The following is a 19,763-nucleotide window of genomic DNA, read 5'->3' on the forward strand; positions in this document are numbered from 1 at the left end:
CGACGTGCCCGAACGGTCACCCGGCGCTCGCGGGGGCGCCGCCGGCGTCGAACTCGCACCACACCGCCTTGCCGTCGCCCCGGGACTCCACGCCCCAGCGCGTGGCCAGGGCGTCCACCAGCAGCAGCCCGCGCCCGGTGGTGGCCGCCTCGCCGGGGCTGCGCCGGCGCGGCCATACGCTGGAGCGGTCCTTGACCCACAGCCGGATCCGCCGCACCGGCTCCGGCAGCACCTCCATGGTCAGCACCGCACCGCCGTCGGTGTGCAGCAGGGCGTTGACCAGCAGCTCCCCCGCAGCCACTTCCACGTCGTCGGCGAGTTCCGGCACGCCCCAGTCGCGCAGGGCCTGGCGCAGGGCGTAGCGGGCCTCCGACAGGCCCTCCGGGTCCGCCTGGTGGACGTACTGGTGGATGCGCGGCGCCCGGTGGGTGCCGGGGTCGGGGGCCCTGCGCAGCACCAGCAGGGCCACGTCGTCCCCCGAGCCCCAGCGCTCCCACAGCCGGTCCGAGAGGTGGTCGGCGAGCGCCCCGGCCTCCTGCGGGCCGCTGCGTACGGCGTGGGCGAGGGCGTCCATGCCCGCGGTGATGGTGGTACCGGGCTCCTCCACGAGGCCGTCGGTGCACAGCACCAGCGTCTCGCCGGGGACCAGGTCGAGCTGGGTCTCGGGGAACTCCTCCTGCCCGAAGGCGGAGGCCAGCCCCAGCGGCAGGCCGCCGCGCACGTTGGGCCACCCCGTGCGCCCGTCCGTGTGGCGGATCAGCGGGCCGAGGTGGCCCGCACGGACCGCGCGCACCCCGCCCGTCTCCAGGTCCACCTGTGCGTACATGCAGGTGGCGAACCGTTCCGTGTCGAGCTCGGCCAGGAAGCGGGAGGCCCGTGCCAGCACCGTGGACGGCGGATGGCCCTCTCCCGCGTACGCCCGCAGCGCGATGCGCAGCTGGCCCATGATGGCCGCCGCGTGCGTGTCGTGGCCCTGGACGTCGCCCACGACGATGCCGACGCGGTTGCGGGGCAGCGCGATCACGTCGTACCAGTCCCCGCCGACCTCCCGCCCGCTCCACGCGGCGTGGTAGCGGACGGCGATCTCGCCGCCGGAGATCTCCGGGATCCGGCGCGGCAGCATGGCCGCCTGGAGGCCCGTCGCGAACTCCCGCTCCTGGTCGAACAGGAGCGCACGCTGGAGGGACTGCGCGACGATGCCGGCCAGGCCCAGGCACAGGTTGCGCTCCTCCGGGCTGAACTCCTCGCGCCGCCGGTAGAAGAGGACCAGCCCGCCGATGGCCTTGGCCTGGGCGATCAGCGGCAGGTAGGCGGCGGCGTCGAACCGGATGCGGTTCAGGTAGTCGGCGAGGAGCGGGAACTCCTCCCCGAGGTCCCTGAGCGAGGTGACGAAACGTGCCTGCTTGGTCAGCACCGCGTGCGAGAGCGGCAGGGAGCCGTCCATCCGGGTGAACCGGCGCTCGCTGAGGATCTCCAGCGACTCGCCGCTCAACGCGATGATCTTCATCGTGCCGCCCTCGACCAGGCCCAGGGCCAGTCCGTCGGCCCCCAGCCGCTCCAGAGCGCCCGCACCGGTCAGCGCGGCCGTGACGTCGTCGACCGTCACCGCCCGCGACAGGGCCTCCGTGGTCCGCTGCACGATCGTCGTCTGCTGGGCGCGCGCCGCCTCCAGCTTGCGCAGCAGCGTCGCGTGGGCCAGCTCCGCCGCGGCGTCCCGCACGATCCCGGCGATGCGCAGCGCCTGCCCGTCGTCGTCGCGCACCACCCGGCCCGTGGTGTGCGTCCACTGGTCGCCGCCGTCGCGCCGGTGGACGGTGAAGTAGGCGCCGAACGTCTGCCCGTCCTCCGCCAGGACGCGGGCGATGGTCTCGCGCAGCCGGGCCGCGTCCTCGGGCCGCACCCGCAGGGCGGCGCCCTCCGCGGTGCCGTCGTACTCATCCGGCTCCAGGTCGAACACGGCCATCGCGGCCGCGTCCAGTGCCACGGTCCCCGAGCCCAGGTCCCACTCGAAGCTGCCCATGCCGTTCAGGGCGAGCCGCTCACCGGCGTCGGTCACGGGGGGCCGCCGGGCCGACCCGGGGCCGTCGCGCTCCGCCGCTGCCACCTTCCGCACCCCCTAACGGCCGGGCCAGCACGGCTGCGAGATCAGCCGCTCCCACTCCTCGTCCGGATGCCCCGGGAGGGTGCGCCCGGCCTCCCGCCAGCGCTCGACGACGGAGAGGTAGATCGTGGCCTGGTCGGCTGCCGGTGCCGCGGCATACGGGCTGCCGTAGGAACCCGCATACGGCCCCCCGTGCGGCGGGGCCGGGTGCGGGGGCCGCTCGTGCCCGGCGGTCCGGGCCGTGGCGGACTGTTCGCCGCGGCTGGCGGGAATGCGCACCCAGCCGCGGCCCTGTGCTCGCTCAGCGCTCATCACGGACCCCTTCTCACCGCGGATCTCACCGCAGGTACGTGTTCGACTGCCCCGGCGGTACCCCCGGATCCGGCCCGGGAGGAGCTGCCCGGACGAGCCGGGCGGCACCGGGGGAGCCCGGCCGCGGACCCCGGGCACCGAGGCGCTTGCGGACTCCCCTCACCAGTCTCCCCGCCGTGAAGCCCGCACCGTGCACGAATCGCATGGAAGGGCCGAATGAGGGAGCCGCCAGCAGTCCGGCGAAGAACAGCCCGGGCCACGAGGATTCGAAGCCCGGCCCCAGTTCCGGGGCCCGGCCGCTGCCGACGGTACGCAGTGCGGCGCGCAGTCCCGCGTCGAGCAGCTCCAGCCGGTGCAGGTCCGGGGCGAAGCCCGTGGCCGCGATGACGTGGGCCACGTCCAGGACCGCCGGTTCGCCCCCGGGGGTACGCAGCCCGAGCCGCGTCCGCTCGCCCACCGCCACGGCCCGGTGCAGTTCGTGCCCGAGCAGCGCGGGTACGCGTCGCTCGAACCGGTCCCGCAGCCACCAGGCCCCGGCCGGGCCCAGCGCCGTCGCCGCGATCCGCTCCCGGGTGGGGGCCGGCAGCCGGCGCACCGCCCACGGCAGCTCCGACCACACCCAGCTGCGCCAGCCCGTGCCCAGACCGCTGTGCGGATCACGCAGGGCCCGCAGCGGGGGCCTGTCCAGCGGCTGCGGGACGGTGTTCCAGTCCAACCGGGGGCGCCGGGCGACCAGGCACGGCCGGGCCCCTTGCTCGGCCAGCAGGGCGGCGGTCTCCAGGGCCGCCTGCCCGGCCCCGAGCACGGCGACCTCCCGGCCGGCGAAGCCGGACAGGTCCCGGTGGCTGCTGCTGTGCGTGCAGCGGCCCGGCGGCAGGCCCGCCAGCGCCTCCGGGTACCGGGTGAAGGGCATCACCCCGACCGCGACGGCGACCGTGCGGGCGAGCAGGGGCGGTCCCTCGGCGGTGCGCACGCGGAAGCCGTCGCCCTGCGGGGTCACCTCCGTGACGGTCACCTCCTCCACCTCGGGCCCGGCGTGCCGGGCGAACCACATCCCGTACGCGCTGAACGTGCCGATCGGCAGCGGAGTGCCGTGTTCCGAGACCGTTCCCCGGGAGGCGCAGTACTCGGCGAGGGTGTGCCGCCCGTCCGGCGCGGACAGGTTCGAGGACCAGGGCTCCGACTTCAGGTACATGCCCTCGGGCATGTGGTCGCGCCACGAGGCCATGGGCCGTCCGAGCACCCGTACGCCGAGACCCGCACCGGCCGCGTGGGCGGCGATCGACAGCCCGTACGGGCCCGCACCGATCACCACCAGGTCGTCGATCCGCGTCACGGCCGTTCCTCCTGCTCGATGGTCACCTGCGGGCCACCTGCCCGGCCCCGCCCGCCGGAGCGGGCCCGTTCAACGGCTCACCAGTTCGTCGGGCTCGGCCGGCGCCTCCGGCGGCGCGGGGCGGCAGACCGTGCCGGCGGTGGGCCCGCCCCGCTGTTCCCGCCCGCGCTGCCTCGGCGCGCGGACGACCGCGCGGGCGGTGCGGCGGCCCTGCGCCGGGACGCCGCGCAGGGCGCGGGCCCCCTTGACCGCGCCGCGTCCCAGGAACGCGGCGAGCATCGCCACGAAGGGCCGGAGGTCGTCCGCGGCGAACCACGCCGCCTCGACCCGCCCGCGCTCGGCGGCCGGTTCCGGCGCGGGCGACCCGGGGTCCGCGGGCGCCGCGGGTGGCGCCGCCGGGCGGCGGCGCGGCAGGGACCGGCCCCGGACCGCCGCCAGCAGCGCGTAGTTCTCGGCGACGAAGATCCGGCCCGTGCCGCCCGAGGGCTGCGGGACCTGCTGGCCCGTCAGGTCCAGGTACATCGCCTGGACGACGTCCAGTCCGGAGGCGTCGGTGAACAGCCGGAACTGCGCGCCCGGGCGGGGGTTGAAGTCCACCAGCCGGCAGACCCCGCGTTCGTCCCGGCGGAAGTCCAGGTCCAGGATCCCCTGGTAGCCGAGGCGTTCGGCGAGCCGCAGTGCCGCCGCCTCCACCGCCGGGTCGGGCAGCCGGCGGCCCACCGCCGTCAGCCCCGTACGCACCGGCCAGGACAGCTCCTTGCGGCCCGTTCCGGCGAGCAGCGGGCGCCCGCCGCGGGCGAAGGCGCCGTGGAAGAACCAGTCGGTGTCCGGCCCGGCCGGCAGGAACCGTTGGAGCAGCAGCCGGCTCCCGGCCTCGGCGGAGCACTCGTACAGCCGGCGCGCCTCGGCGGTGGTGTGCACGAGGGTGGTGCTGCGCAGCCCGTCCGCCCCGCTGGGCAGCAGCCAGGGCCGGCTCCACTTGGCGATCACCGGCAGGCCCAGCCGCCAGGCCGCCTCCGCCGCCTCCGTCCCGCTCGCGGGGACGACGGTCTCCGGGTGCGGGACGTCCCAGCGCGCACACAGCCGCGACAGCTCCGCCTTGTCGGCCACGCGGGCGGGCAGGTTGTCGGGCTGGTGGGGGATCCTGAACCGCTCGCGGAGCAGCGGGGCGACGCGCGACACGGCGATGGCGCTCAGGTCGTCCATCGCGACGAGCACGGCCGGCCGGCCGATCCGCTCCGACACCACCGTCAGGCAGTCCACCAGGCTCTCGGGCGCCTCGGGGTCCAGCCCGCCGGCCGGCCCCGGGTGGACGGCTCGCAGGTACCGCGAACTCCCCATGGGACCTCCCCCGCCCTCGACGACGGCATGGACCTCCACGCCCCTGCGGCCGAGGGATCGGACGGCGCCGAGGGTTCCGTGGTGGAACGGATTGCGGTCGAGTCTGAGCACAACGGCGGGCACATGGTTGAGGTGCGCGTGCATGGCAACGGTGTCTTTCACCTAGTCGGACCAAGCGGGGAGGGCGGGCAACTGCTAATGGCCTACGCGGCGGCCACCGAACAGGCCATTCGTCAGATGAGATGCCTAACGTCTTTCGCAAGCACACCGATTCAGGAGAGCCCGGGAGAGGCCATGCCCACACCACGCCGCCGACTGGCGAGCACCTGCATCGGCACGGTCACGGCCGGACTGCTCGCCACCGGAGCCGCCCTCGCGGCGCCGGACGAGGACCGTGCCGGGGACTCCGGCATCGCCATGGGCGCCTATCTCGACTACGGGCCGAACGGCGTGGCGCGCATCCCCCACCTCTCGCGCTGGCTGGGCGGCAAGGACATCCGGGTCGGGCACACCTACCTCCCCGGCGACCAGTGGGCCGGCATCGAGGGCCGGGTGTCCTTCCTGGAGGCCTGGGCGCGGTGGCGGCGGGCGGACGAGGACCGGATGTTCGTCCTCAACGTGCCCATGCAGGCGCGCAACGAGGAGCGGGTGCCCGACCAGCAGGTCGCCCGGCTGATCCGGGCGGGCGCGCAGGGCCAGTACGACGAGCACTTCCGCCGGCTCGCCGAGCGGCTGGTGGCGCTGGGGGTCCCGGACACGGTCATCGTCCTGGGCTGGGAGATGAACGGCGTCACCTACACCCACCGGTGCCGCCCCGACCCGGCGAACTGGAAGGTGTACTGGCGGCGCATCGTCACCGTGATGCGGGCCGTGCCGGGGCAGCAGTTCAAGTTCGACTTCGCCCCGAACCGGGGCACGGACGCGATCGGCTGGACGAAGTGCTACCCGGGTGACGACGTCGTCGACATCATCGGCATGGACTCCTACGACCAGGCTCCCGGCGAGACCTTCGACGACCAGATCTCCCAGCCGTACGGGCTCCAGAAGCACGTCGACTTCGCGCGGGCGCACCGCAAGGCGATCTCGTACCCGGAGTGGGGCCTGTTCCGGCGCGGCGACAACCCCGAGTACGTACGGCGCATGCTGCGCTGGATCGAGCAGCACAAGCCGCTCTACCACACCATCACCGACTACTGCCCGCACGGCGTGTGGCAGTGCAAGCAGAACCCTGAGTCGACGGAGGTCTTCCGGTCGGCGCTGACCCCCGAGGTGCCGGTCCCGGTGACCCCGACGCCGGTCGTGCCGACGCCGGTGGTGCCGACGCCGGTGGTGCCCACGCCCGTCGTGCCGACGCCCGTGGTGCCCACCCCGGTCGTCCCGACGCCGCAGGTCCCCACGCCGCAGGTTCCGACCCCGCAGGTCCCGACACCCCAGGTCCCGACGCCCCAGGTGCCCACACCCGCCGTACCCACTCCCGCGGTGCCGACGCCCGTGGTGCCCACCCCGGTCGTCCCGACCCCGCAGGTGCCCACGCCCGAGGTCCCGACACCCCAGGTCCCGACCCCGCTCCCCGAGCCCTCGTCGGCCGCACCGAGCCCGGTCGTGCCGACGCCCGTGCCCAGCCCCAGCGCCAGTTCCGACCCCGAGGTGCCCGAGCCCGGCACGCCGAGTCCCGAAGTGCCGAGGCCCTCGCCCACCGCGCCGTCGCCCGTGGGTCCGGTGCCCGTGACACCGAGCCCGGCCGTGCCCACGCCCCGGCCCACACCCGCCGCCCCCCTGCCGCAGCCGCAGCAGCCGCCGCTCAACAGCAGGGAGTGGTGCGTACCGATCAACTTCGGCGAGTGGCTGTCGAAGTTGATCGGCAAGCAGTCGGTCTGCGTGAAGATCGACCTGGGTGCGGGCTCCGGCTTCTGGCCCTTCTAGGGGGCGGACACGACCTGGAGGGGTCATCGCACCCGCAGTTCGTTGAGCCGCGCCCGCCAGTCCCTGGCGGCCGGCAGCGCCTCCCGCAGCGCGTGCACCGCCCGCTCGCGTCCCGCCACCTGCGACTCATGCAGCCGCAGCAGGGGCGCGAGCGCGGTCGTGGACATCAGGAAGCGCTGGTTGACGACGGTGTCGGGCCGCCAGTGGTTCTTGTACGGCTCACTGCCCCGCAGGAAGCTGACCACCGGCCGGCCGTCCGCCAGTGCCCGCCCGGCCTCGTGGCGCAGCAGCAGCGTCGCGACGTCCACCTTGCGGGCCCGCAGGTCCGGGTCCGCCCCGTAGAGGTAGCCGCCGCTCAGTCCCGCCGAGAGCAGCGTGACGTTGGCCGCCACCACCTTCCCGTCGAGCCGGAACTCCGTCAGCCGGCCCTCCCCCGCCCGCACCATCCGGCGGGTGGCCCGGGTGAGGTGCTCGGCGAAGCGGGGCCGCAGGTGTTCCGGCGTCACACCGCGGCCGCGCCACTGCTTCTCGTGCAGCCGCAGAAGGTTGCGTACCGCGCCCGGCACCTCCTGCTCGGTGGCCTCGTGCTCCTCGATCCCGGCCGCATCGGTCTTGCGCAGCTTCGCCCTCACCCGCTGGGCGCCCGAGGCCGGCATCCGCTTGACCAGTTCGTCGAACGGCAGGGTCGGCAGCTCCATGCACGGGGAGTCGGCGAGCCGGCTGCCGACCCCCGGCCACTGCCGGTAGAGCTCCTCGGCGGCGGCCCCCGGGCGGACCTCCCGCAGGTCGACCACGGCGCCGCGGGCCGCCCGGTGCAGCCCGTGGGCCAGCGCCGGGACGACCTGGCCGGCGTGCTCCGCGGCCACCAGCACGTCGAAGTAGTCGGTGATCGGGCCGCCGAGCGGCACCAGCAACGGGATCGGCCGGTGCACGAGCATCAGGGCGGCCGCGCCGACCAGTTCGCCGCCGCGCCGGACGAGGACGATCCGCAGCCGGCCGTCCTTCCCGTACGACAGCCACCAGGAGTGCAGCCAGGCGTGGCTCTGGAAGGGCGTGGCGGTGGGGCAGGCGCGGACGAGCCGGTTCCACGGCTCTTCCAGCCCGGCGAACTGCCGGGGGTCGCGGCACAGCGTCACCGACAGGGCCCCGGTGGACCCCGAACTCATCGCACGGACTCCTTCTCCTTGGCCGGGGCCGGCTCACCCTGCGCGGGCAGGGAGGCGTACTCCTCGGGCGGGCCGGCGGCCGGTCCGGCCACGCCGACCTCGGGGCGGCGCGCGCGCCCGGGCCGGGCCAGCAGCCACAGGCCGCCCAGCAGGCCGCCCGCGCACAGGCCCACGGCACCGCTGAGGGCGGCGGACGCGGAGGCGGGGTCGGAGGGGGCCACGGCCTGGTTGAAGAGGAGCAGCTGGACGCCGGTGTTCTTGGCGGCCTGGTTGCTGCTCAGCGACAGGGCGTCGGCGACCGCGTTGGCGATGTCGGCGGCCTCGCCGGGGCTCGTGGAGGTGCCGGTGATGGCGATCATCGGCGATTCGGGGGACGTCTCTGCCCGTACCTGGGTCCGCAGCTCACGCGCGGTGACGCCGGCGCGGGGCTGCGCGTACGCCAGGGTGGAACTGCTGGTGGCGATACGGGCGTACGCCTGCGCGAAACCGAGGGCGGTGGCGGGCTCGGTGGTGTCGTCGGGGACCGCGACGAGGTAGCTGGTGGCGGCGTACTCGGGGGCCTTGAGCACCCCGTACGCCCCGCCGGCGGCGAGACCCAGCAGGGCGCAGGCGGGCAGCGGCCACCACACGGGGGGCCGGGTGAACGGCCGCCCGTGCCTCCTGCCCGAGCGGTGGTCCGCCCTCTTCTCCGGCTTCCCGGACGTCTTCTCGGCGCTGTCGGCCATGGTCGTGCTCGCTTCCTGGGGGATGGGGGTCCTGCGGGCCCCGGTGCCGGGGCTCCTTCGGGTTCTGGGGTGTCAGCCGCCGGTACCCGGCGTCCGGCGGGGGGAGCCGGGTCCGGGCACCGTCAGGCCCGCCGACGATCCGGGCGCGCGGTCCCCGCCCGGGCCCCGGCCGGGGCCGGTTGCGGGGTCCGGCGCCTGCGGGCCCGGCGCGGAGCCCCGGCCCGCGGCCCGCGGCGCGGCCGAGAGGGCGAGGTCGTACACGTCCAGCAGCCGGCGCGCGCTGCCGGCGATGTCGTACCGGCGCACGACCGGGGGCGGGGGCAGTCGCCGGGCGCCGGCCTCCATGTGGCCGCGCAGCGCCGCGACGAGCTCCTCCGTGCCGGTGCCGATGCGGCGGGCTCCCGGGGCCTGGGCGGCGGGCAGGTCGTCGATGGCCGGGCAGGTCACGTGCAGTACGGGCAGCCCGGCGGCCAGGGCCTCGACGACGGCGAGCCCGAAGGCCTCTTCCCGCGACGGCGAGACGAAGACGTCCATGGCGGCCAGCAGCGCCGGGATGCCCGGGGTGCGGCCGTCCGTGCTGTCGCCCAGCGGGTCCCGCTCCCCCAGCAGGTGGATCCGGCTCTGCGCACCGAGCTCGGCGGCCAGCCGGCGCAGCCGCGCCCGCTCCGGGCCGTCACCGGCCAGCAGCAGGTGTGCGCCCGGCAGGGCGGCCACCGCCCGCACCAGTACGTCGAACCGCTTGCCCGGGACCAGCCGGCCGACCCCGCCGACGACGAAGGCCCGCTCGGGCAGGCCGGTACGGGCCCGCGTCGCCCGGCGCACGCCCTCGTCGAAGCGGAAGCGGCCGGCCTCGATGCCGTTCGGTACGACGTGGACCCGAGCGGCCGGCACCCCCCACCCCTCCAGCCGGGCGGCGACGGTGTCGGAGACGGCGACGGTGGCGGCGCCCAGGCGTTCGCTGGCCAGGTACAGGGCCCGGACCCCGCCCGACAGGGGGCGGCCCTCGATCTCGCCCTCGCCGAGGGAGTGTTCGGTGGCGACGGTCGCCCCGGTGCCTGCGAGCCGGGCCGCGATGCGCCCGTACACGCAGGCCCGGTACAGGTGCGTGTGGACGAGGTCGTACTGCCCGCGCCGGATGAACCGCACGAGCCGGGGCAGCGCGCCCAGGTCCCGGTTGCCGCGCATGCCCAGGTGCACGACCCGTACGCCGTCGGCCCGCAGGCCCTCCGCGACGGGGCCGGGGTTGGTGAGCGTCAGCACATCGCAGCGCATCGGCATGTGCCGCAGCAGCAGGCGCAGCTGCTGTTCGGCGCCGCCGACGCCGAGGCCGGTGATGACGTGCAGCGCCTTGAGCGACTCCATCGCCTTCACCGGTGCACCGCCCGCCGCAGCTCCCGGACCCGGTGGCGCAGCCGTTTGGCCCGCAGCCGGAAGCCGCCGTCGGCCTGGCTGACGTGGGTGCGCGGCAGGGCGTGCGGGCCGGCGAGCCGGCCCGGGTCGATGGCACAGGCGTAGCCGTAGCCGGCCGCCCGCGTCGCGGCGACGACGCGGGCGTCGAGGTGCCCGTACGGGTAGCAGAACCCGTCGGGCAGGGTTCCGGTCAGTTCCCGCAACAGGTCCCGGCTGCCGTTCAGTTCCTGCCGGAGCACGTCGTCGGTGGCGGCGGTGAGGTCCTGGTGGAGCAGGCCGTGCGAACCGATCTCCTGCCCGGCGGCGGCGACCTCGCGGATCCCTTCGGCGGTGAGCAGGGACTTGCGGGGCCCCAGCGGGTCCCAGACGTTGTCCACGCCGAGCCGCCCGGGCAGGACGAAGAGGGTGGCGGAGCAGTCGTGGCGCCGCAGCAGCGGCAGCGCGTGGGTGAGGAAGTCGGTGTAGCCGTCGTCGAAGGTCAGGGCGACCAGCCCCGCGCCCCGTCCGGCCGCCCTGGCCCGCAGCAGCTCGCCGACCGAAACCCCCCGCAGGCCCCGGGAGCGCAGCCACAGCAGCTGGGCCTCCAGGGCGCGGGGGGTGACGGTGATCCCGTACGGGTCCTCGGCGGGGTCGGTGAACTCGGCGACCGAGTGGTACATCAGGACCCACGGCGGAGCGGTCCGGCGGGCGGGGACCACCGCGGCGGGGGCCGTGTCGGTGTCAGCGGGCATTGCGGAACCTCTGCGTGAACTGGGAGATCTGGGCGGGCAGGGCGGTGACTTCGAGCGCGCGTATGGCCGTCCCGGTGGCGCAGAACATGGCCGGGACCAACAGGCATCCGAGACCGGCGCTGAGCAGCGGATCGGGCACCATCGGCCCCGCGATCCACCCGGTGGCGCAGGCGGCGACGGCGGCCACCGCCAGCCGGCCGATGCCGGCGGCGACCCGGCGGACGTGGATGGCGATGATCCGCGGGCCGAGCCCGGTGAGCAGCAGGGCGGCAGCGGTGGAGATGCCGGCGGCGTTGGCGGCGGCGATCCCGTAGGTGCCCCACCAGCGGACGGCGAACGCCCCGGCCACGATGTTGACGAGCAGTCCGGCACCCATCGCGAGCGCCGGGAACCAGGTGGGCCGGGCGGTCGAGAAGAAGGGCCGGGACAGTGCCCCGACAAGGCAGTGGCCGAGCAGTCCGAGTCCGTAGACACGCATGACGGCGGCGGTGGCCAGGGTGTCCTGGTGGGTGAAGGCGCCCCGTTCGAAGAGGACCTCGATGATCTGGGGGGCGTATCCGATGACGAGCGCGGTGCCCATCAGGACGGCGAGCGAGGCCAGGGCCAGGTCCTGTTCCACCCGCCGGCGGGCCTTCTCGCGCTCGCCGGCGGCCATGGCCTGGGCGACGACGGGGAAGGTGACGGTGCAGATCATCAGCGACAGCACCATCGGCATCTGCGCGACCTTCTGCGCGTAGTTGAGGTGCGAGATCGCTCCGGGCTGCAGCGAGGCGGCCAGGAACCGCTCGACGAGGACCTGCGACTGGCGGAAGACGGCGAAGAGGATGACCGGGGCGATGACCCCGAGGGCGATGAGGGTGGGGCGGTCGCGGTCGCGCTGACTGCGCGGGGCGGCGGCGCGCCCGGCGCGGGACCGCCCGAAGCCCACGTGTCGGACGAAGGAGGGGAGTTGGACGAGCACCATCAGCAGTCCGCCGACGGCGACGCCCGCGGCGGCGGCCTTCACGCCCCACAGGGTGTGGAGGGCCACCATGGTGGCGATGATGCCGATGTTGTACGACACGTAGATCGCCGCGGGCGGCACGAAGGAGCGGTGGGCGCGCAGGGCGGCGCTGAAGTAGCCGGCGACGCCGAAGGAGAACACGGTCAGCGCGGTCAGCCGGGTGCACTCCACGGCCAGTTCCGGATCGGGCAGACCCGGGGCGAGGACGGCGACGACGGCCGGCGCCGCGGCCACGAGGACGGCGGCGACGACGGCGAGGAGGACGGCGAGCCGCGGCAGGGTCGCCGTGACCAGCAGCCGTACGGGGTCCTGCGTGCGGGCCTCCCGGCGGGTCAGCCCGGGCCGGCCGGCGGCCCGCCGGGCCAGGGCGTGGCTGAAGGCGGGGACCATCAGCAGCGCCATGGCGTCCTCGATCAGCAGCGTCGAGGCCATTTCGGGGACGGTCCAGGCGATGAGGAAGGCGTCGCTGGCGTGCCCCGCGCCGAAGAGGTGCGCGATCGTCTGGTCGCGCGCCAGCCCGAGCAGGGACCCGGCCGCGGTGAGCCCGGCCGTGACGGCGGCGGCCTTGGCGAGGAACCGCCCGAGCGGGGCGCTCCCGGCGGCAGCGCCCCCGTCGCCCCCGGTGCGGTCCGCCCGGCCCCCGGGGACGGCCGTGCCCTCGGGGCCGGGGGGCTCGGCGGGCCGCGCCTGCGCGGCGGCCGCGCGGCGGGCCCGTGCTGCCCGGCGCCCGGCGGCCGGGGTCGTGCCGGCGCTCTCGCCGGTACGGCAGGCGGATCCGTCCACGGCACTGCTCCCCCCGGAGGTGATGGCCCGTCGGGCGGGCGGGCGCCCGACGGCGGCCGCCACCGCGACCGCGGCGGCGCGCCCTGCGGGGGTAACGCAGCCGGTCCCCTCGCCGACACGGCGCGCGCCGGGGCCCGTGGTGGTGACCGGCCGGACGGCGCCGGAGGCGTCCTGTCCGGTGGGGCGTGCGCTTGCCGCCGGGGCCGGCCCGGGCCGCGCCGCGCGGGCGGGCGCGTCCGCCCCGCGGGACCGCGACGTCCGTGCCGCCGCCTCGCCGCCGCCCGGCGCCTCCGGGACGGCGGGCTCGTCGGCACGGCGGCCGCGGCCGCGCACGGCCGGACGCCCGCCGGCGCCCGCCCGTTCGGCGGCGGCCCGGGCCCGGCGGGCCGGCCCGGCAGCGAGCGAACCGCGCACAGGCCGGCCCGTGCGGCCTGCGGCGACCGCGCGCTCCGCCGTCTCGCCGTCCCGTCCCGCGCCGGGGGCGGCCCGTTCGGCGGCCTCGACGGGGCGGGCGGGGACGCCGCTGCGGGGGGCGGTGGTGTCGGACGACCCGGTGCCGCGGGCCGGCGGGGGCCGGTTCGCGACGGGTCCGGGCGGCACGTGGAGGCTGCGGACGCCGGTGGCGGTGCCCGGGTACCCGGCGGAGCCGAACGCGGCGGCGACACGGGTGGGGCCCGCCCCGGCCGGGGAGCCGGGGGCGGGCCGCCAGGGCGTGGTATCCGTCACCGGCCGCTCGAACCCTCGGGGACCGGGCCCCCGCGCAGCGGTCCGGCGACGGCCGGGCCGGTCAGCGCCCACCAGGCCGCCAGGCCGATGATCACGCCGGTCAGGACCGTGGACGGGCCGCCGATGTCGGCGTAGAGGAAGTCGGTCAGCTGCCACCCGAGCAGCCCCGTCGCGATCAGCCCGCAGTCCCGCATCCGCGCATCCGCGGCGCCGGCGAGCCGCCGCAGCCCCGCGACGAGCAGCGCCGCCCAGCCGCCCGCCAGCGCGACCAGTCCGATCAGCCCCTGTTCGCCCAGGATCAGCAGGTACATGTTGTGCGGGGAGAGCAGCGGCTGGCGGACGTAGGCCTGCCCGGCGCCGGCGGTGTCGCTGCCGGAGGAGAGGCCGAGCGAGGCGTGGCCGTCGCGGTGGGCGGGGAAGCCCTTGAGGCCGACGCCCTCCGCGGGCCGCTCGCGCCACATCGACTCGGCGGCGGCCCACATGGTGTAGCGGTCGGTCACGGACTGGTCGGGGGCGCTGGAGACCTGGGTGATGGAGGTCAGCCGCTCGGCGACCATGTCGGAGCCGACGCCGAGCCCGCCCACCAGGACCACCCCGGCGGCGGCCAGCCCGGCGAGGACCACGAGGGCCCGCCGGATCCCGGCCAGCGCCATCACCAGCAGCGCCGCGCCCAGGGTGGCGATCCAGGCACCCCGGCTGAAGGACAGCACCAGCGGCACCACCAGCAGGAGGGCGCAGCCCCCGGCGAGCCGCCGCAGCCGCGGCGGCAGTCCGGGCGCGAGGGCGGCCGCGGTGGCGACGACCAGGCCGTAGGCGACGACCGTGGCCATGCCCATGACGTCGCCGGGGCCGAAGGTGCCGACGGCCCTGATGTCCTCGCCCTGGTAGGAGGCGCCGGTGCGGGTGGCGTACTGCACCACCCCCACCGCGCCCTGCACCAGCGCCAAGGCCACGAAGCAGCCGGCCGCGATCCGGAACTCGCGCGCGTCGTGGACCAGGAGCACCACGGCCGCCGGGACCAGCACGAAGACCTGGAGGTAGCGCACGAAGCCGGGCAGGGCGGCGTATGGGTCACCGGCGGTGGCGGTCGCGACGGCGAGGCCGACGGCGGGCGCCCCGAGGACGAGGACGCCCAGCGGGGTCAGTGCCCGCACCCGGCCGCGCAGTGCCTGGACGGCGCAGACCAGGACGAGCAGCAGCGAGGCGGCGTCGGCCGGGCCGACCTTGCCGGAGGCGGTCGCGTCGCCGGCCGGGAGCGGTGCGAGGAGGAAGAGCACGGTCGCGGCGAGCGGCAGCAGCGGCCAGTGCCGGCGCAGCGTGCCGGGTACGTCCGGCCGGGCCCACTGCCCGGGGGCGGCGAGGCTCATCAGCTGCCCCCGAGCCGGAAACGGAAGAAGGAGGCTGCGGTGCGGGCGAGGATCCACAGGTCCTGCCACAGCGACCAGGTGTCGATGTAGTGGTTGTCGAAGCGGGCCCGGTCCTCGATGGAGGTGTCCCCGCGCAGGCCGTTGATCTGGGCGAGGCCGGTGATACCGACGGGCATCCGGTGGCGGGCCTCGTAGCCGGGGTGGACGGTGGAGAACTTGGCCACGAAGAAGGGGCGTTCGGGCCGGGGCCCGACCAGGCTCATGTCGCCGCGCACCACGTTCCACAGCTGGGGCAGTTCGTCGAGGGAGGACTTGCGCAGGAAGGAGCCCACCGGGCTCATGCCGCGGTCGCCCGCGACCGTCCAGCGGGTGGCGGCCTCGTGCTCGTCGGCGCGCAGCGTCCGGAACTTCAGCAGGGTGAAGGGGCGCCCGTACAGGCCGACCCGCTCCTGCCGGAAGATCACCCCCGGACCGTCGCAGAGGCGTACAGCGGCCGCGCAGAGCAGCATCACGGGCGCGGCGGCCACCAGGGCGGCCAGGGCGAGGACGGAGTCGATGACCCGCTTGCCCCAGCGCTCCAGCGGCCGGGCCGGGCGCGGCAGCAGCGGCTGGACGGCGTACCCCCACAGCTGGTCGGCGGGGTGGGCCAGCCGCATTCCGGTGACTTTCGCAGTACCGGCGGGGTCCGCGAGCCACAGCCGGCAGCCGTGGTCGTGGAAGAGCCGGACCAGGGAGGCGGTGCGCTCGTCGGCCTCGGGCGGGCGGGTGAACACCGCGTGCCGGACGGCGTTCTGGATGACGGCGCGCCGGATGTCCTCGGGGGTGGCCAGCAGCGGGAGGGCGCCGGTGTCCCCGTCGGCGGCGCCGGCGGTGTCGGCGAGCCCGACCGGGCGCAGGCCGAACTCGGGGCGGTGGTGCAGGGCGGCGGCCACGGCGCTCGCCCCGGCGCCGGGGCCGACGACGAGGGTGGAGGCGGGCCGGCGCACCGCCGCGCGGCGGTGCACCTGGTTGACGATGCCCCGGCCCGCGCAGACCAGTACGGCCTGCAGGCACACGGCGGTGAGGAGCGCGCTCCAGCCCATCGCGCGGGCGGGGTCGAAGGCGGCCGTCACGGCGGCGGCCGCGCACCACAGGACGGCGGACCGCCCCAGCAGCGCGGGCAGTTCGAGGACGGCAGAGGGGGCGAGCCGCGGCCGGTACAGGCCCGCCTGCGCGTGCAGGGCGACGAGCAGGGCCGGGAGCGCGGCGGCGACGGGCAAGGCCGCCGGGGCGGGCAGCGCCGATCCGGGCAGGGCGGCCGCGGTGAGTACGGCGGCCAGCACGTCGGCGGCGAGCAGCGGGAGCACCCTGCTGCTCGGGCGGACGCGCCGCGTGCGTACGGCGGAGCGGGCCTGGTCGACCCGGGGCCCGCGCGGCGGGTGGATGGCGGTCGCGGAGCGGCGGGTCGCCGCGTGGGGTGCCGGGGCGAAGGCGCTGCCGCCGGGCCCTGTGCCGCCCTGCCCGGTGTGCCGGGCGGGTGCGCTGTCCATCGTCATCGGCTGATGCGCTCCTGGTTCAAGGGCCGGGGCCTGCCCAGCAGTTCGTGGTACAGGCCGCTGACCGCGTCCGTGGTCCGCCGCACGTCGAAGTCGGTCCGGGCGTGCTGCCGGGCCTGCTCCCCGAGTTCGGCGAGGAGCCGCGGTTCGGCGAGCAGCCGTGCCAGGGCCTCCGCCAGGGCCGTCGGGTCCTCCGGCGGTACCAGGCACAGCCGTCCCTGGCCGGGCGGCAGGCTCTCCCGGGCACCGCTGACGTCGGAGACCAGGACCGGTCGGCCACAGGCCATGGCTTCGAGCGGGGCGAGCGCCATGCCTTCCCACCGCGACGGCAGTACAACGAGATCGGCGGCCCGAAGCCACGGTCGGATGTCGGCGGTGGCGCCCGCGAAGTGCACGGTGGACGGGGCGGTGTGGCGCAGCAGTTCGGTGTCGGGCCCGTCGCCGACGAGGGCGAGGCGGGCGGCGGGGACGGCCGCGACGACGTCCGGCCAGGCCCGCAGCAGGATGTCCTGGCCCTTCTGGGCGCAGATCCGGCCGACGCAGACGGCCAGCGGGCCGTCGGCCGGGAAGGCGGGTGGCAGCGGCAGGGCCGCGCGGGACGCGGCCCGGTCGTGATCGGCGTCGGGTGCGCCGGGCCGGAAGTGGTCGAGGTCCACCCCGTTGCGGACCACCGTCCACCGGGCGGTGATGCCCTCGGTCTCGCCCGCGCGGCGCTCGGCCTCGCTGACGCAGAGCACCCGGTCGGCCCAGCGCGCCCCGTAGCGCTCCCAGCGCAGGGCGAGCGCCGCGGTGGCTCCGCCGACGGCGTCGAAGGACCAGGCGTGGGGCTGGAAGACGGTGGGGAGCGTCCCGCGTGCGGCGAGCCGTCCGGCCAGTCCGGCCTTGGCGCTGTGGGCGTGCAGCAGGTCCGGCCGGACCCGGCGCAGCAGCGCGCGGACACCGGCGACTTCGGCGGGGAGCCGGGGGCCGGGGGACCGGCCGGCCTGCCAGGTGAACACCTGCGCCCCGGCGGAGCGGGCCGCGTCGCCGAGCGTGCCGCCGGGCGGGCAGCCGACGACGGCGCGGATGCCCTCGGTGGTCTGGGCGCGGACGAGGTCGGCGACGACCCTGGCCACACCGCCGTCCACGGGCTGGACGAGATGGAGGACGGTCGTGGGCTGTGCCGCCCGGGAGTGCGTGGGCACGTGGAGTGGCTCCTGCGTTCAGCGGCGCGCGTCTGTCTGCACGAAGAGCACACCGAGGAAATGACCCTGACGTTCGCCCGTGAACGTGAAGTTCAGACTGCGGGCGCCACCGGACAGGGCGGGACTCAGGTCGAACACGTCCGCGTCATATCCGAGATTATTAATATGATCTGGTTGCCGGACGAATGTTTGACCACCGAATTCCGCGATAGTGGAATTCATGACATCATTGGAAGGATTTCCTGCGTCGCCGAGGTTCACCCGGCGGCCACGGTCGGCGGTCACGTGGAGTGAGTCCCCGAAGGTGCCGCGGTCCCCGTCGTAGGCGACCACGCCGGCCCTGCCCGCCGCTCCGGGCGGTGCGTCCAGGCCGTCGATCTCGACCGTTCCGTCGCCGGCCCCGGCGGCGAGCGACTCGAAGCCGTCCCACAGGGAGATCCGGCGCAGCGGCTCCTGCGGGTGCTCGTAGGCGACGACCAGCGTCCAGCCGCCCCAGGCGCCGACCTCCGAGTGGCCCATGGCGATGTTCAGCTGGGAGACCGTCCACATCCCGGCGCCCCCCTTGCGCACCAGCGGGGTCACGTCCGCGGAGGCCTGGTAGGCGTCGCTGCCGGCGTCCGTGCGGCGGCCCATCACCGTGTCGGCGAGGACCTCCTTGTACGCCCCGCCCGGCTCGGCGACCAGCACCCGGCCGTTGTCCTCCGGCGGCTTCTGCTCGCCCACCCGCAGGTTCCCGCCCCAGTAGAGCCGGGCGTAGGAGACCTTCGCGCCCCGGGGGACCTTGAGTTCGGCGCGGGTGGAGTTGTAGGTGTCCGGGTCCTTGTCGACCTCGCTGTAGAACATCTCGAACTCGCCGTTGACCCCCGCCGCGCCCCGCTTGACGTCGGCACACGGCTCCGCTTCCGGGGACTGCTCCTTGCGGCAGCTGATCCCGGAGTTGGAGGCCCGGACCAGGCCGCCGTGCTGCACGGCCTGGTAACGCTGGGTGAAGGGCACCCGTGGCAGCTCCCCGGGGGCGGGGGCCGCGGCGGCGGCCGCGGGAATGTTCCCGGAAAGTGCGAGGCAGGACAGCAGGCCGAGCGCGCCGAGGATTCTGCCGGAGGAGCCCATGACCCTGTCTCCATTTTCGATCAGGGGGACAAAACAGGAGTGAACCTTGTCAGAAAGCGGGCTGGAAATCACGTCGGACTCGCTCGTACGGCCTTTCGGGCGACAGCACGCACCCCTGCCGCGGACCGGTCGTTATGGGTGCACCATTGTTCGAACAGAAAAGGAAATGCGCAGATGGAGAAGGGGCCGGCGTGCGGCACCGCCGTCGCCGCCGGCGCGGCCGTGCCGACGGGCGGTTCCACCCTCGCCGGCGCGCGCGGCGGCGCGTCGCCCGGCGGCCCGGCCACCGCATCCCGGCCTGCCGAGCGGCAACCTCGGCCGGGCGACGGCCCAGGTCGCTGCCGACGTCTGCGCCCTCGCCGCGAACGCGGTCGGCGCACTGCACCCCGCCTCCGCCGCCACCTGCGGGAACGCCTGAGCGTCAATCGCGCCGCGCGAAACGGCTGCATCCGGGTGAAGCCACGCAACCCGAGCCGGGTCCGCGCCGTTGTTCCGGGTGCTCCACTACCGGGCAATCCTGCAAAAAAGGGACGACAATGATCAAGAAGATGATGGCCTCGGCCGCGGTTGCCGCCTCGGTCGTGGGCATGGGTGCCGCAATGGCCCCCCAGGCGATGGCGGTCGGCAACGACAACGGCATCAACACCGTCAACGGCAACAACTCCGCCCAGATCTACGGCAACCAGGCCACCTACGGCAACATGAGCCCGCAGATGGCGCTCATCCAGGGCTCCTTCAACAAGCCCTGCATCGCGCTCCCCGCGAAGGCCAACGTCCAGTCCGTGCTGGCCCTGGTCAACGTCGGCGTCCAGGACATCCCCGTCCTGTCCAGCCCGCAGAACCAGCAGTGCACCGAGAACTCCACCCAGGCCAAGGGCGACGAGGCTCTCTCGCACATCCTCAGCAACATCCCGATCCTCTCCGGCAACGCCTCCGCCGGCAGCTGATCGCGCCCCGCGCACGCGAGGCCGTCGCACCTTCGGGTCGCGGCGGCCTCGCCGCATATCGCG

At 75.6% G+C, this 19,763-nt stretch carries 14 protein-coding genes and 1 pseudogene; 2 read left to right on the forward strand and 13 right to left on the reverse strand.

What is annotated here, in order from left to right; all coding sequences use genetic code 11:
* Positions 1-16: 16 nt before the first annotated feature.
* From IF89_RS0115210 to IF89_RS0115225, 4 genes are all read right to left on the reverse strand, one after another.
* Entirely contained in the window at positions 17-2,104 is a 2,088-nt protein-coding gene (locus tag IF89_RS0115210; RefSeq protein WP_051807102.1) for a SpoIIE family protein phosphatase, read from the reverse strand.
* 12 nt (positions 2,105-2,116) lie between these two features.
* Positions 2,117-2,413, reverse strand: coding sequence for a hypothetical protein (locus IF89_RS0115215; RefSeq protein WP_030767062.1), 297 nt, complete (start codon positions 2,411-2,413; stop codon positions 2,117-2,119).
* Between the two features lie 25 nt (positions 2,414-2,438).
* Entirely contained in the window at positions 2,439-3,740 is a 1,302-nt protein-coding gene (locus tag IF89_RS0115220) for an NAD(P)-binding domain-containing protein (protein WP_051807103.1), read from the reverse strand.
* Between the two features lie 78 nt (positions 3,741-3,818).
* Entirely contained in the window at positions 3,819-5,252 is a 1,434-nt protein-coding gene (locus tag IF89_RS0115225; RefSeq protein WP_234327772.1) for an ATP-grasp domain-containing protein, read from the reverse strand.
* A gap of 132 nt (positions 5,253-5,384) precedes the next feature.
* On the opposite strand from IF89_RS0115225, the pseudogene IF89_RS47635 reads away from it, so the two are divergent.
* A pseudogene (locus IF89_RS47635) lies at positions 5,385-6,536 on the forward strand (glycoside hydrolase family 26 protein); the annotation flags it as partial.
* Between the two features lie 500 nt (positions 6,537-7,036).
* Here the strand turns inward: IF89_RS47635 and IF89_RS0115235 are convergent.
* The 9 genes from IF89_RS0115235 to IF89_RS0115275 all read right to left on the reverse strand — a co-directional run bounded on the left by IF89_RS0115235 (position 7,037) and on the right by IF89_RS0115275 (position 18,753).
* The gene (locus tag IF89_RS0115235) at positions 7,037-8,179 is read right to left on the reverse strand and encodes a GNAT family N-acetyltransferase (protein ID WP_030767073.1); all 1,143 of its coding nucleotides are present in this window, start codon (positions 8,177-8,179) and stop codon (positions 7,037-7,039) included.
* Positions 8,176-8,904: an LPS biosynthesis protein gene (locus IF89_RS0115240; protein ID WP_030767075.1), complete on the reverse strand. Its 729-nt coding sequence runs from the start codon at positions 8,902-8,904 to the stop codon at positions 8,176-8,178. The genes IF89_RS0115235 and IF89_RS0115240 overlap by 4 nt, the downstream gene beginning before the upstream one ends.
* Before the next feature lie 72 nt (positions 8,905-8,976).
* A complete protein-coding gene (locus IF89_RS0115245; protein WP_078628321.1) occupies positions 8,977-10,266 on the reverse strand; it encodes a glycosyltransferase in 1,290 nt (429 codons plus the stop codon).
* A 5-nt stretch (positions 10,267-10,271) separates the two neighbouring features.
* Positions 10,272-11,045, reverse strand: a complete 774-nt coding sequence (locus tag IF89_RS0115250; RefSeq protein ID WP_030767081.1) for a polysaccharide deacetylase family protein — start codon at positions 11,043-11,045, stop codon at positions 10,272-10,274.
* A complete protein-coding gene (gene murJ / locus IF89_RS0115255) occupies positions 11,035-12,831 on the reverse strand; it encodes a lipid II flippase MurJ (RefSeq protein ID WP_107047282.1) in 1,797 nt (598 codons plus the stop codon). The genes IF89_RS0115250 and murJ overlap by 11 nt, the downstream gene beginning before the upstream one ends.
* Before the next feature lie 722 nt (positions 12,832-13,553).
* Positions 13,554-14,924 (reverse strand): O-antigen ligase family protein, encoded by a 1,371-nt coding sequence (locus IF89_RS0115260; RefSeq protein WP_051807085.1) that lies wholly within the window; start codon positions 14,922-14,924, stop codon positions 13,554-13,556.
* Complete coding sequence (locus IF89_RS0115265; RefSeq protein ID WP_420706919.1) at positions 14,924-16,459, reverse strand: exopolysaccharide biosynthesis polyprenyl glycosylphosphotransferase; 1,536 nt, start codon at positions 16,457-16,459, stop codon at positions 14,924-14,926. The genes IF89_RS0115260 and IF89_RS0115265 overlap by 1 nt, the downstream gene beginning before the upstream one ends.
* Positions 16,456-17,643, reverse strand: a complete 1,188-nt coding sequence (locus tag IF89_RS0115270; protein ID WP_030767093.1) for a glycosyltransferase — start codon at positions 17,641-17,643, stop codon at positions 16,456-16,458. Before IF89_RS0115270 ends, IF89_RS0115265 begins: the two co-directional genes overlap by 4 nt.
* An 18-nt stretch (positions 17,644-17,661) precedes the next feature.
* Positions 17,662-18,753, reverse strand: a complete 1,092-nt coding sequence (locus IF89_RS0115275) for a hypothetical protein (protein WP_043193964.1) — start codon at positions 18,751-18,753, stop codon at positions 17,662-17,664.
* Positions 18,754-19,289: 536 nt separating this feature from the next.
* Here IF89_RS0115275 and IF89_RS0115280 point away from each other — a divergent pair.
* The gene (locus IF89_RS0115280) at positions 19,290-19,700 is read left to right on the forward strand and encodes a rodlin (protein WP_030767099.1); all 411 of its coding nucleotides are present in this window, start codon (positions 19,290-19,292) and stop codon (positions 19,698-19,700) included.
* Positions 19,701-19,763: the final 63 nt, after the last annotated feature.

The organism is Streptomyces sp. NRRL F-2664, assembly GCF_000719345.1.
Lineage (GTDB): Bacteria > Actinomycetota > Actinomycetes > Streptomycetales > Streptomycetaceae > Streptomyces.

Excerpts from the sequence above, each read along its gene's own strand:
- IF89_RS0115215 (WP_030767062.1), bottom strand. The coding sequence starts at position 2,413 with ATGAGCGCTGAGCGAGCACAGGGCCGCGGCTGGGTGCGCATTCCCGCC.
- IF89_RS0115260 (WP_051807085.1), bottom strand. The coding sequence starts at position 14,924 with ATGAGCCTCGCCGCCCCCGGGCAGTGGGCCCGGCCGGACGTACCCGGC.
- IF89_RS0115245 (WP_078628321.1), bottom strand. The coding sequence starts at position 10,266 with ATGGAGTCGCTCAAGGCGCTGCACGTCATCACCGGCCTCGGCGTCGGC.
- IF89_RS0115235 (WP_030767073.1), bottom strand. The coding sequence starts at position 8,179 with ATGAGTTCGGGGTCCACCGGGGCCCTGTCGGTGACGCTGTGCCGCGAC.
- IF89_RS0115275 (WP_043193964.1), bottom strand. The coding sequence starts at position 18,753 with ATGGGCTCCTCCGGCAGAATCCTCGGCGCGCTCGGCCTGCTGTCCTGC.
- IF89_RS0115250 (WP_030767081.1), bottom strand. The coding sequence starts at position 11,045 with ATGCCCGCTGACACCGACACGGCCCCCGCCGCGGTGGTCCCCGCCCGC.
- IF89_RS0115240 (WP_030767075.1), bottom strand. The coding sequence starts at position 8,904 with ATGGCCGACAGCGCCGAGAAGACGTCCGGGAAGCCGGAGAAGAGGGCG.
- IF89_RS0115265 (WP_420706919.1), bottom strand. The coding sequence starts at position 16,459 with ATGACGATGGACAGCGCACCCGCCCGGCACACCGGGCAGGGCGGCACA.
- IF89_RS0115280 (WP_030767099.1), top strand. The coding sequence starts at position 19,290 with ATGATCAAGAAGATGATGGCCTCGGCCGCGGTTGCCGCCTCGGTCGTG.